This window comes from Stieleria sp., assembly GCF_041595215.1.
GTDB classification, from domain to species: domain Bacteria; phylum Planctomycetota; class Planctomycetia; order Pirellulales; family Pirellulaceae; genus Stieleria; species Stieleria magnilauensis.
Genome location: NZ_JBFHKV010000116.1, coordinates 1 through 12,534, shown reverse-complemented (window position 1 = coordinate 12,534; position 12,534 = coordinate 1). Strand labels below are relative to the sequence as shown.

8 protein-coding genes are annotated in these 12,534 nt (G+C 60.7%); 3 read left to right on the top strand and 5 right to left on the bottom strand.

Annotation, left to right across the window (positions count from 1 at the left end):
* Positions 1–155 precede the first annotated feature (155 nt).
* Both ABX749_RS06955 and proB read right to left on the bottom strand, forming a co-directional pair.
* Positions 156–1,337, bottom strand: a complete 1,182-nt coding sequence (locus ABX749_RS06955; protein WP_372895330.1) for a serine protease — start codon at positions 1,335–1,337, stop codon at positions 156–158.
* Between the two features lie 97 nt (positions 1,338–1,434).
* Positions 1,435–2,586, bottom strand: a complete 1,152-nt coding sequence (gene proB / locus ABX749_RS06950) for a glutamate 5-kinase (RefSeq protein WP_372895329.1) — start codon at positions 2,584–2,586, stop codon at positions 1,435–1,437.
* A gap of 311 nt (positions 2,587–2,897) precedes the next feature.
* Between proB and ABX749_RS06945 the strand changes: the two genes are divergently transcribed.
* The gene (locus tag ABX749_RS06945; RefSeq protein WP_145211581.1) at positions 2,898–4,511 is read left to right on the top strand and encodes an amidophosphoribosyltransferase; all 1,614 of its coding nucleotides are present in this window, start codon (positions 2,898–2,900) and stop codon (positions 4,509–4,511) included.
* 22 nt (positions 4,512–4,533) lie between these two features.
* On the opposite strand, the gene ABX749_RS06940 is transcribed toward ABX749_RS06945, so the two are convergent.
* The 3 genes from ABX749_RS06940 to ABX749_RS06930 form a co-directional block, all read right to left on the bottom strand.
* A complete protein-coding gene (locus tag ABX749_RS06940; protein ID WP_372895328.1) occupies positions 4,534–5,634 on the bottom strand; it encodes an acyltransferase family protein in 1,101 nt (366 codons plus the stop codon).
* 408 nt (positions 5,635–6,042) lie between these two features.
* On the bottom strand, positions 6,043–6,993 hold the full coding sequence (locus ABX749_RS06935) for a ribose-phosphate pyrophosphokinase (protein WP_095742452.1): 951 nt from the start codon (positions 6,991–6,993) through the stop codon (positions 6,043–6,045).
* Positions 6,986–7,804: a sugar phosphate nucleotidyltransferase gene (locus ABX749_RS06930; RefSeq protein ID WP_372895327.1), complete on the bottom strand. Its 819-nt coding sequence runs from the start codon at positions 7,802–7,804 to the stop codon at positions 6,986–6,988. The genes ABX749_RS06935 and ABX749_RS06930 overlap by 8 nt, the downstream gene beginning before the upstream one ends.
* A gap of 702 nt (positions 7,805–8,506) precedes the next feature.
* Here ABX749_RS06930 and ABX749_RS06925 point away from each other — a divergent pair.
* Positions 8,507–9,505 carry a lysophospholipid acyltransferase family protein gene (locus tag ABX749_RS06925; RefSeq protein WP_372895326.1) on the top strand — a complete coding sequence of 333 codons (999 nt, stop codon included), beginning with the start codon at positions 8,507–8,509 and terminating at the stop codon, positions 9,503–9,505.
* 343 nt (positions 9,506–9,848) lie between these two features.
* Positions 9,849–12,395, top strand: a complete 2,547-nt coding sequence (uvrA, locus tag ABX749_RS06920) for an excinuclease ABC subunit UvrA (protein WP_372895325.1) — start codon at positions 9,849–9,851, stop codon at positions 12,393–12,395.
* The last annotated feature ends 139 nt before the right edge of the window (positions 12,396–12,534 follow it).

The following is a 12,534-nucleotide window of genomic DNA, read 5'->3' as shown; positions in this document are numbered from 1 at the left end:
ATCTCAAATCTGAAATCTGAAACCTGAAACCTGAAACCTGAAACCTGAAACCTGAAACCTGAAACCTGAAACCTGAAACCTGAAACCTGAAACCTGAAACCTGAAACTTGAAACCTGAAACTTGAAACCTGAAACTTGAAACTTGAAACCTCCCCCTACTCCGCCAACCAGGCTTGCAGCGTGGCTTGGGCGGTTTTTTGGTCGGGTTTCGGTTTCAGGTCTTGCTCCATCGCGGCGGCCAGGCGGGCGACGTAGTCGATGGTGCTTTCGATGGCTTCGTCGCTGGCGGTCGCGTCCAGTTTGGCGACGTAGAACACGACGTAGCCGGAGTCGGTTTTTTCGATGGCCCAGGCGCCGAGTTTGGTCGCCGTGTTCTGACGCATCAGTCGCATCAGCAGCGTTTCGCTGGGAGCCTGGTCGGTCGTCTGGACGGTCGACCAGATGCGGCGAATGTCGGCCCGGCCGTGGTATTCGGTGTTCTTGGCGACGAACACGGCTTGGGTGTTTGATCCGACGGTGCGGTCGATTTGGTAGTGGCCGCTGGAATGTCGGGTGTATTCGATTCCGGCTTCGTCGAGCAGCACCTTGGCCGGCAGCGGGGCGCTTTTCCAGGGGCTGGCCAGCATTTGGCGGATTTCGGTGATGTCGACACAGAAGCTGACCAAGGGGCTTTGCGGGGAGAACGACTGGGCCAATCCGACCAGCTTGCCGGCTTCGTCGACGATCGGACCACCGCTGTCACCCGGCTTGATCGGGCTCTGTATTTCCAACGCCATGAAGTCATGTTCGCCGTGGCTGGATTTGAATTTCTTTTGGTACACCGAACGAACAGTCCCGGCGGTGTAGATCCACAGGATTTCGCTGTCGCCGGGGTTGCCGACCAGGGCGACTTTGGCGCCCGGTGTCGTGCTGTCATCGGCCATCGCGATCGCTTCGATCCCGGCCGGCACGCGGGGCAATTGGATCAGGGCCAAGTCGCGTTTGCGGTCGACCGCGACGACATCGCCTTGGATGCCCAGTTTGAGGATGTTGTCGAGGTAAAATTTTCGGCGAACGGCCAGCTTGCCGCCCGATTGCGTGGGGAAAAACACGACGGCCTTGCGGCTCTCGCCGATCACGTGGGCGTTGGTCAACAGCAGCTTTTTCTCGGCATCGACGTAGACGCCGGTTCCGGCGGAGGTTTCATTTTCGGCGTTGCTGGTGATCACCCACGCGGTGCTTTTGAGCGTTTGCTGGTAGCCGGCGGAATCGGCGTGCAACGGGGTGGTTGGCAGGGCGATCATGCCCAGGGCGATCAAAAACGGGTAGAGCAGCGTGTTTCGGGTCCAAACGGGCATGGCGGCACCTGGCGACAGAGAGTGCGCGGCGAGTTCATTCGCCGCGGGCGGACGGGTCTGTCTCACCAAGCGGAGATTGCCGGGGAGTGTTACCAGGTCAGATTCGCAGCGTCATGTTGTCGCGATGGACGACCGAATCGTACGGGCGGTGGCCGAGGATTCCGGTGATCATGTCGCTGATTTTTCCCTTGATCCGATCAACTTCTTTGGAGGGATAATTGCACAGACCGCGGGCGATTTCGTTGCCCTCCTGGTCCTTGATCGTGACCACGGCACCGGCGTTGAATTTGCCACGCACCTCTTGGATTCCGATCGCCAGCAGACTGCGGCCGTTTTCGCGTAGCGCCCGTGCGGCCCCGGCATCCACGATCAATTGGCCTTCGATTTCGGCCGAACCACTGATCCAACGGCGTCGCCCGCGGAGGTTCCGTTGGCCGGGTAGAAACAACGTTCCGATCGAATCGCCGCGGAGGATCTGTTCCAGCACTCCGTCGACGCGGCCGGGACCGATGATGACGGCGTGTCCGTGTGCGGTGGCCAACTTGGCCGCCGACAGCTTGCTGGCCATGCCGCCCTTGCTGAGGGTGCTGCGGTGATCTTGGGCCAGGCCCAAGATTTTGTCGTCGAGCGATTGGACCAAGTCGATGCGCTGGCTGCCGGGGGCGTCTGGCGGGCCGTCGTAGAGTCCATCGACGTCCGACAGGATGATCAGCAAGGCTTGGTCCAGCAGCCCGGCGACTTGCGCGGCCAGGCGGTCATTGTCGCCGAACGTCGTCATCAATTCTGCGACGGCGACGGAATCGTTCTCATTGACGATCGCCACGGCGCCCAATTCATGAATACTCGCCAACGCGTTTCGAACGTGCAGGTATCCGTCGCGGCGGCGCAGATCGTTGCGTGTCAGCAGGACTTGCGCGGCGTGCCGGCCACACCCCGCCAATGCTTTCTCATAGGCTTGGATCAGATCGGCTTGTCCGACCGCGGCGACGGCTTGCAACTTTGCCAAATCGGTCGGGCGTCGGTCCAGATTCAGTTTTCCCATGCCGGCGCCGACCGCCCCGCTGCTGACCATGACCGTCTGGCGGCCGGTGTCGGCGATCTGGCACAGGCCATTGGCCAGCGATTCGATGCGGCAACGATCCAATTTGCCTTGGGGATCGGTCAACACCCGTGTGCCGACTTTGACAACCACGCAGCGTGCTCCCTCGATCGCGGCGTGACGCAGCTGGCTGGAATCCGAATCAGTCACAAATGCAACAAACGGCGAGGAAGTTTGGGCGGAACGCGAAAAAACAGGTCCGGCGGACGTTCTCAAGTAAACTGTCTAAGCGACAGAACCCCGAACACGATAACTTCCGATCCGAACATCGCCTATCCGGCAAAAGGCGGGTGATTGGCCAAACCGCGTCAAATTTTCGAAAATCGAATCCTCCCCGCGACTGGGCGGTTCGACAAATCGGTCTGCATTTGGACAATAGGCACGTAGACATCTGCGACGAGTCACATGCTCGCTGCGATCCCATGATCTCCCCTCTCAACGTTTGACGAGCAAACCCCGGCATGAGCGAGTTGCACCACGAATGCGGTGTCGCGGCGATTTACCATCTTTCCGGCCGCGGGCGCAGCCCGATGTGCACCGACGAGGGGCCGCGTCAGATCTCTCGATTGCTGCCGCGGATGTTGCTGGATATCCAGAACCGCGGCCAATTGGCCGCCGGGATGTCCACGTATGATCCCGATCGAGCCAAATTGCTGCACACACGGAAAGACGTCGGCACCGTCACCGAGGTGTTTCGGCTCAACCATCGCGCCAAATGCGAGTCCTTGATGCGGGGTCTGGCCGGACGTGCGGCGATCGGTCACGTCCGCTACGCCACCTGTGGCCAGGACGACCGCAGCTACGCCCAGCCGTTTCAGCGGGATCACATCCACAAACGGAAATGGTTCAGTTTTTGTTTCAACGGCCAACTGGCAAATTATGGCGTTTTGAAAGAACGCTTGTTGGCCGACGGCGACCATCACCTGACACTCGATACCGACACCGAAATCATTCTGCACGAAATCGGCCGGGTGCTCAGCCATTCGACCGAGCGGATCGAATGGATCGATGTGCTGCGACAGGTCGCCGCCGACTTTGACGGTGCGTACTCGTTGGCGTTGTTGACCGCCGAAGGCGAGATGATCGTGGCCCGCGATCCGCTGGGCATCAAACCGATGTGTTATGTCCAAGAGGGCCCCCTGTTTGCCGCAGCCAGCGAAAGTGTCGCGCTGCTGAACTTGGGGTTTGAAACCGATCAAATTAAATCGCTGCCGCCGGGACACGCGATCATCGTCAGCCCCGAGTCGGGGTTTCGGATGGAACAATTCGCGCCGGTCGACAAGCCCGCCCATTGTTTCTTTGAATGGATTTACTTCGCCAACGTCGCCAGCACGCTGGATGACCGCAGCGTTTACTTGAGCCGAACGCGACTGGGGGAAGAACTCGCCCGCGGTGAACGCGAACTCGGCCGTGTCCCGTTGGACGATCCCGACACGATCATCGTCCCCGTCCCGGACACCAGCAAAGCCGCCGCCGACGCGATGGCCTACGAACTGTCCATCCCCTGCCGCGAAGGGCTGATCCGAAATCGGTACGCCGGTCGAACATTCATCGAAGGCGGCCGGGCCCGGAAAGTCAAAGCGGCGACGAAGTACACTCCGCTGCGCGAGGTGATGGAAGGCAAACGCATCATCCTGGTGGAAGATTCGATCGTCCGCAGCACCACCATGAACGTGTTGTTGGATCGGATTCGCGAAGTCGGCGGCGCCAAAGAAATTCACGTTCGCGTGGCTTGTCCGCCCATCGTCGCGCCGTGTTTTTACGGCATCGACATGAGCACGATCGATCAGTTAATCGGGCCCAAGTATTTCGGCACTGAAGGCGAATTGACCGATGAAGCCCAGCAACGGCTTGCCGATGACTTGGGCGCCGACTCGCTCAGGTATCTGCCGGTCGAAGCGCTCGCACGCGCCATCGAATTGCCAGCCGACCATTTGTGTCGAGCCTGTGTCACCGGAAAGTATCCGACGACCTGTGGCCAACACTTGTACCAGATCGCATTGGACAACCGCGGCAATAAGATCGATTCCGGTCGCACTTACGAACAGCTCGCCGCCGCACTGAGCGAGCAGTAACGGTTTAAACGAGTCTCCGCGGCTACTCCGTCGCCACCGCCGCGGAGGTCTGTTCTCCGCTGCGATAGCGTTCCCAGCGTGTCCGCAACCAGTTCGTGATCGGGCCTTCGATCCGCGTGGTCACCAGCGTCGCCAGGCAGAACGCGAACACGACGGCCAAACCGAAGCACACGACTGGCGGATAGCCGCTGTGGTCCAGTCGGTGAATCAACACGCACCCCAGGTTGTTGTGGCACAGGTAGAGCGCGTAAGAGATCGTGCTGACGAACAGCAGCGGACGGAACCGCAGCACGGGCATCTTGCCGTACGCACAGGCGGTCACCAGTCCCAGGATCAACGCCGTCGCCGCCGGGTTGTGCTTGCCGTGATCAATGCTGTGAAAGACGAAGGCGGCGACCAGGATGCCCAGCAGGTTTTGCCACAGCCGCCCCGTTTTGGTTTTCACCATGTACAGCAGGAATCCCATTGCGAACAACGGCACGAAATCCAACAGCATCAAACGCCGGGCCGCCGTTGCCAGCGAGAACCACCAGGCACCGGCCGCCGTCGATTCCACCGCATCGAGCGCCGGGCAAACAAAATACGACAGGACCAGTAACGATCCCCAGCCGACAAAGTAGCGCCGCAGGCCACCGGATCGATACAACGCGACCAGCGTGAAGTAGAACATCATCTCGACTTGCAACGTCCACATCACCGGGTCGACGCACTCGTGTCCAAAGATGCGTGGCAACAACGTCAAGTTGGCGGCGAATTGTGCCGTCGTGATGCCGATCTCATCGAGCGGCGCGAAGCTCATGATCCATAAATTGGCAACGATCACCATCAAGAAGATCGGCAGGATGCGGATCAACCGCGCGGCGACGAAGTCGACGGGTTTTCCGCGTCGCATCAGCGACATGCTGTTGACGAACCCCGACAGGATGAAAAACATCTCGACGCCGTACGCGCCGTAAGGCCATTCGAAACCCAGCGGCGAGGTGTATCCGAATTTAACGCTGTAGACGTGCGTGAAATGGAACAGCAGCAGGTTGATCGCCGCGAGCGCCCGCAGTGAATCCAACTCCAAGATGCGTCGATGCGGCTGGAGAACGTGTTCAGTGGCTGGCGAATTCTGGGCCATGAGAGAACCGAGAGGACCGTCGTGGGGCGTGCAGAAGTGATCCTGAAATGTGCTTTGCCCGTTCGCCGCCATCGGCGGGTTTCCGCCCGACCCGTGGTGAGCGGTGCGAATACGGTTCAAGAAACTCCGGATGTGCCGAATGCACCGCCCGTCGCCGTCCCGTGCGATCGAGATCCGGTCGATGGATCGTGGTCGTTTCAACCACGAAAAACGCGAACGACACGAAATCCCACGCCGCGGTCGTGATCATGTCGTTCGTGGTCGCTCAATAACACTGAGCCTTGGGAAACACTGAGCCTTGAGAAACACTGAGCCTTGAGCTGGACCTCGGTGGGATGATTTCTTGACCACCCCATTTTTTGACCCCATCCTCTTCGCCGGCAGTGACGTTCCTGCCCCGCTGCCGCCCTAGCGTTCGCGGAACAGTTCGCTGATCGATTGATCGTGGTGGATCCGTTTGATCGCTTCGGCCAACAGGGGTGCGACGGACAATTGGACCATCTTGGGCAACATCTTGTCGGCGGCGATCGGGATCGTGTCGGTGACGGTGATCGAATCGACGGGGGCTTCGCGGAGTCGTTCGATGGCCGGTCCGCAGAAGACGCCGTGGGTGCAGGCGATGTGGATTTCCGCGGCCCCGGCTTCGTGAACCAGTTTGGCGGCACCACAAATCGATCCGGCGGTGCTGATCATGTCGTCAAACATCAGCGCGATCTTGCCTTCGACGGGACCGCCGATGATCGTACTTTGGCGGACCTCCAACGCGTTGGTGCGTCGTTTGTCGACGATCGCCAGTTTTCCGCCGAGGCGTTTGCCGTGGCCGACGGCGCGTTTGATGCTGCCTTCGTCGGGGCTGACCACGACGATCTTGTCATCGGTCAATCCGCGATTGCTGAAGTGTTCATTGAGCACCGGTGCGGCATACAGGTGATCGACCGGGACGTCAAAGAAGCCTTGGATCTGGGCGGCGTGCAGATCCATCGTCAACACGCGATCGGCACCGGCGCGAGCGATGATGTTGGCGACCATCTTGGCCGTGATCGGCACGCGGCCTTCGTCTTTGCGGTCTTGTCGCGCATAGCCATAGTACGGGATCACCGCGGTGACCCGTTCGGCACTGGCGCGCTTGCAGCAATCGATCATCACCAACAACTCGAACAAGTTGTCGTTGACCGGCGGGCACGTCGGCTGAACCAGAAACACATCGCGACCACGGACGTCTTCGTCCAATTTGCAATAATTCTCCCCGTCGGGAAACTTGCCCAGCGAGATCGCGGCCGGTTCGAGGTGCAGGTGGCGACAGATTTTCATCGCCAGATCGGGATTGGCCCTGCCGCTGAAAATTTTTAATTCACGCATAACCCATCGTCCGCATCTGTTGGTCGACCAATCGAAGTTCGTCGGGATTGTTGATCGACAGTGATTCACACGGTTGCAGCGCCGGCAACGCCGCGACCGGGCGTCCGGATTCTCGCAACAAACGCGCACAATCGGTCAGATAGTATTCGCCCTGGGCGTTGTCGTTTTTTAACATCGCAAGTGCATCGAGCAGATCCGGGGTGCGAAACAGGTACGTGCTCATGTTGACTTCGTTGATCGCCAACTGTTCGGGCGTCGCATCCTTGTGTTCGACGATGCCGATGAAGTCGCCGCGTTCGTTTCGCACGATGCGGCCGAGACCGGTCGGGTCGTCTTTCTTCAGCGTGCCCAGCAGCAGGGCCGGTTGGGTTTCGTTGAAGTGCGCCAGCAGCGTTTTCAAGCTGTCGGATTGGATCAAGGGGGAATCCCCCGCGACCACGATCGTGGGACCGGTTTGGTCGGCCAAAAAGTCACCGCAACACTGCACCGCGTGGCCGGTCCCGAGTTGTTCGGACTGCAGTGCGAATTGAATGTTGCTCCCCTGCCGCGTCGCCAGCTCTCGCTTGACCGCTTCGGCCTCGTAGCCCACCACGACGATCTGGCGGTGGATGCCGGCGGCTTCCAAGGCGTCGATGACGAAATGGATCATCGCTCGGCCGACGACCGGGCAGAGGACTTTGGGTAGATCGCTGTTCATGCGCGTCCCTTTGCCGGCGGCCAACACGACGGCACAGGCCCCGCTAGACGGATTGGCCCCGTCGGAGGCTGGGGGGCTGGGGGGAGAGGAACGGGAAGGGTCGGGGGAATTCATCGGTCTGGGGATTGGGGGGACAAACGAAAACCAAAGGCTCAGAAGCGGCATGTTCGCTTTCGAGCACCGATCCAACAACCACCACCCCAGCGGTGAGAATCGACGAATGCCAAAATAGTGTCCCGACGCCCGGTTTTATCGGGGCGATCAACCCACATCGGTCGCCGACCGGGCTGTCGATTTCAGCCCGCACGCGTGAGCAAGGGGCCACGCGGCGCCCCTCGCCAAGGCGTCGGGCTGGGGTGCCGCTCCCTGACCGGCGAGTCTACTTGATCAGACGGTTAACGCGAGCCCAATACCGCTCAATCCACAAGGTTTTGACCAGAGCAGGGCCCGTAGGCTCGCGCCAAACGGCTGATCATCAATTGATATCAGCCGGTTCGCTCCAGCGCGAGCGGCACCCCTCAATGTCGATGGAGCGGTATTGAACGCGAGCCTACGGGCCCCGGTACGTCTTCTTGGTGGTTAAGGCCCATACGCTGGCACGCTCGCGACTCAACCCCCGTGTGATCTGATTGAAACGACAAGCCGCGACGCGTCCCGCTGGGGCGTGTTTCACCCCGCAGTCCAGGAACTCAGTGCAAAACGCAGTCCAGAAAATCGCTCTGGAGTCTGACGCGTCACTTCTGAGACACTCTCGCCGGACTTCCGCTGCGGGCGGCGTCGCATTTCGCAAGTTTTCCCCGGTTCAATCTGATCCCGATGGTCACACCACTCAAACGATTCATGCTGCTCGGTGTCGGCGGGAAACTGGCCGCCGGCTGGAAACCGGCTCGGCAGCGGGCGATCGATTTTGCCAGCTACCTGGTCATTCGGCTGGTCGTCGCGGTGATCCAGACGCTGCCACTGGACCTGGGCGACGCGCTCTGTCGCCTGTTGGCGACGCTGATCTGCCGTCTCGGGCCGCTCCGAAAACACACGACGGCGACAAATCTAAAACAGGTCTTTCCCCACGCCAGCGAGCGTCAGCGGAAGGCGCTCGAAGTGTCGATGTGGCACTCGCTGATGCTGATGGTCTGCGAAATCGCCTGGGCTCAGCGGCGGCTGCACCTGACCAACTGGTCCCAATACGTTCGTTTTCGCAACAGCCGCGATATCTTGCGGAACTGTCTGTCCAAACGTCCCACCGTGATGGTGACCGGACACTTCGGCAATTTCGAAATCGGCGGCTACACCGCGGGGTTGATGGCGTGTGAATCGACAACCATTGCCCGCCGTCTGGACAATCCCTTTCTCGATGACTGGGTCCACCGATTCCGCAGCGCCAAGGGGCAGAGGATGTTGGACAAGGACGGCTGCGCGATCCAGGTCGATCAGCATCTGGCCGACGGCGGCACGCTGGCGATCCTGGCCGATCAGCACGCCGGCCCCAAGGGATGTTGGACCAAGTTTCTGGGCGTTCCGGCGTCCTGCCACAAGGCACTGGCATTGTTTTCGCTCGGTAGCGGCGCGCCCATGCTGGCCGGATCGACCCGGCGGATCGACGGCCAGCCGATGAGATTTGAAACCGCTTGCGTCGCCGTCGCCGATCCGCAGGATGATCCCCGGGGCGATTGCGAGTCGGTCGAATCGCTGACCAAGTGGTACAACCGACAGTTGGCGATCAGCGTTTCCGAAGCGGTCGAGCAATACTGGTGGCTGCACCGACGTTGGCGTGAGCCACCCCCACGCGTCGCCAAACGACTCGCCAAAGCGGCTTGAGTTTGCGGTAGGTGACGCTGTGCGTCACGTCTGAAGATGTGACGCACAGCGTCACCTACGGGGGCTACGGGGCTGAAGATGTGACGCACAGCGTCACCTACGGGGCTGGAGATGTGACGCACAGCGTCACCTACGGGGCTGGAGATGTGACGCAAAGCGTCACCTACGGGGCTGAAGATGTGACGCACAGCGTCACCTACGGGGGCTACGGGGCTGGAGATGTGACGCACAGCGTCACCTACGGTGGCTGGCTCTGGCGTGTACACCGTGTTGTCCGCTTGCCCGATTGCATAGACTGTCCAGCCGCGTTGCCCCAGTCTTTCCCCCCGCATCTTGAACACCGGTGCCGAAATCCCGTTCCGCCAGCCCGCGCCGAATCCCCAACTCGATCCGAATTCGCGGCGCTCGGGTTCACAATCTGCAATCGGTGGACGTCGATATTCCCCGCGACGCGATCACGGTGATCACCGGTGTCTCGGGCAGCGGCAAAAGTTCGCTGGCCTTTGACACGTTGTTCGCCGAGGGGCAGCGGCAATACATCGACAGCCTGTCGGCTTATGCCCGGCAATTCTTAGATTCGATGCCGCGACCGGATGTGGATCTGATCGACGGTTTGGCGCCGACGATGGCGATCGATCAAAAGCCCGGCTCGACGAGCGCCCGCAGCACCGTGGCTACCGTCACCGAGATCTACGATTACTTGCGTCTGATGTTTTCTCGCGTGGGGCTACCTCATTGCGGCAGCTGTGGTGCGGCGATCGCCCGACAGTCTGCCGACGTCATCCGCGATGCGTTGTTGTCTCGTCCCGAGGGCAGCAAGCTGGTGTTGATGGCGCCGATGGTGCGAGGCCGCAAGGGAGCTCATCGGGACGTGTTCGAATCGATCCAGGTCGCCGGTTTGGTCCGCGTCCGCGTCGACGGCGAAATGTATCTGTTGGACGACGTGCCCGAATTGGCGGTACGCAAGAATCACACCATCGAAGCCGTCGTGGACCGTTTGGTGGTGCGTGATGGCGTCGATTCTCGGTTGGCCGATTCGCTCTCGTTGGCGTTGCGTTTGGGCAAGGGGCTGGTGACCGCCGCGGTTGAAGACGGAAGCGGAAACTGGATCGATTCGATCTACAACACCGCGATGGCGTGTATCGAGTGTGGTGCCAGCGTCGAAGAGATCGAACCGCGGACGTTTTCCTTCAACAGTCCCTACGGCGCCTGTCCGACCTGCGACGGGTTGGGGCGAGTCGATTCGGGGGATTCGAAAACGATTTGCCCGACCTGCGACGGCGGGCGGCTGCGCAGCGAAGCGATGGGCGTGACGATCGATGGCGTTTCGATCACCGAGCTGACGGCGATGAATCTAACCGACGCTGCGACTTGGATCGGCGCCCTCGGCCCCTCGCTCTCGCCACTTCATCGCGCCGTGGCCAAACCGATTCAATCCGAAGTCACCAAACGACTGGAGTTTTTGGACGAAGTCGGTGTCTCGTATTTGACGCTCGACCGCAGTGCCGAAACGCTCTCCGGTGGCGAACTGCAACGCGTTCGGTTGGCGACCAGCATCGGCAGCGGGCTGGTCGGCGTTTGCTACATCCTGGATGAACCCTCGATCGGATTGCATCCGGCCGATCACGATCGCTTGATCCGCTGTCTGCGGCGGCTGCAACAAAACGGCAACACCGTCGTGGTCGTCGAACACGATGAAGCGACGATGCGGGCGGCCGATCGTGTGATCGATGTCGGTCCCGGTGCGGGAGCCCAGGGCGGCAAGATTGTTGCGTCGGGAACCCCCAAACGGATCCAGGCCAACAAGCGGAGTTTGACCGGCCGCTACTTGTCGGGTGTCGACGCGGTCCCGGTTCCAGAGACGCGGCGCGCGGCCGATCGTTTTCTGAGCCTGACCGACGTCAACACGCACAACCTGAAAAACATCACGGCGCGATTTCCCCTGGGATGTCTGATCGGAATCAGTGGCGTGTCCGGCAGCGGAAAAAGTTCGCTGGTCGTCGACACGCTGCTGCCCGCGGTCGAGTATCAACTGGCCCATGGCAAACGATTGCCCACCACGGCAAACAGCGTGGCGCAGTTCGGAAAACTGACCGGGGCGGCGGACTTGGACAAATTGGTGCCCATCGACCAGGCTCCGATCGGGCGCAGCCCACGCTCTTGTCCGGCGACCTACAGCGGCGTGTGGGATGAGATTCGCAAGGTCTTCGCGGCGACGCGGGAGGCGAAGACACGTGGGTTCACGACCAGCCGATTCAGTTTCAATTCCGCCGCCGGACGCTGCGAACTTTGCAAGGGGCACGGCGTCGAACGGATCTCGATGAATTTTCTCAGCGACCTGTTCGTGACCTGCCCACGCTGCGGCGGAAAACGTTTCAATCGCCAGACGTTGCAAGTGCGATTCAAAGGCGCCAACGTGGCCGATGTGCTGGCGATGACGATCGACGAGGCCGCCGCGTTTTTTGAGAACATGCCCGCGGCCCATCGCTTGCTCACGTCACTGCAAGCCGTCGGACTCGGTTACATGCACTTGGGGCAAAGCAGCACGACGCTCAGTGGCGGTGAGGCCCAACGCATCAAACTGGGAACCGAACTGGCACGCACCTCGACCGGCAACACCTTGTACGTGCTCGACGAGCCGACGACGGGATTGCACTTCGACGACGTCAAACGCCTGGTCGGCGTGCTCCAGCGGTTGGTCGATTCGGGCAACACGGTCGTTGTGATTGAGCACGACTTCGACCTGTTGGCCTGCTGTGATTGGATCCTCGACCTCGGCCCCGGCGGCGGCATCCATGGCGGACGGCTGATGGCCGAGGGGACGCCGGAGCAAATCGCCGAACAGACCGACAACGCGACGGCGCGGTTTCTGAGTAAGAAGCTGCGGTAATCGGGCAAGCGGTGAGGAATGTCACAGGAAGGCAACGAAGGTGTTAGCGGAACGGCGCGAGCCGTCCGGTTGCAGCGCGAAACCACCTTGAAAGACCGGAGGGCTCGCGCCCTTCCGCTAACAAAAAGACCGGAGGGCT

What these genes read in the sequence shown, in the direction of transcription:
- ABX749_RS06955 (WP_372895330.1), bottom strand. Translation starts at nt 1,337, where the DNA reads ATGCCCGTTTGGACCCGAAACACGCTGCTCTACCCGTTTTTGATCGCC.
- ABX749_RS06945 (WP_145211581.1), top strand. Translation starts at nt 2,898, where the DNA reads ATGAGCGAGTTGCACCACGAATGCGGTGTCGCGGCGATTTACCATCTT.
- ABX749_RS06940 (WP_372895328.1), bottom strand. Translation starts at nt 5,634, where the DNA reads ATGGCCCAGAATTCGCCAGCCACTGAACACGTTCTCCAGCCGCATCGA.
- ABX749_RS06935 (WP_095742452.1), bottom strand. Translation starts at nt 6,993, where the DNA reads ATGCGTGAATTAAAAATTTTCAGCGGCAGGGCCAATCCCGATCTGGCG.
- ABX749_RS06930 (WP_372895327.1), bottom strand. Translation starts at nt 7,804, where the DNA reads ATGAATTCCCCCGACCCTTCCCGTTCCTCTCCCCCCAGCCCCCCAGCC.
- ABX749_RS06925 (WP_372895326.1), top strand. Translation starts at nt 8,507, where the DNA reads ATGGTCACACCACTCAAACGATTCATGCTGCTCGGTGTCGGCGGGAAA.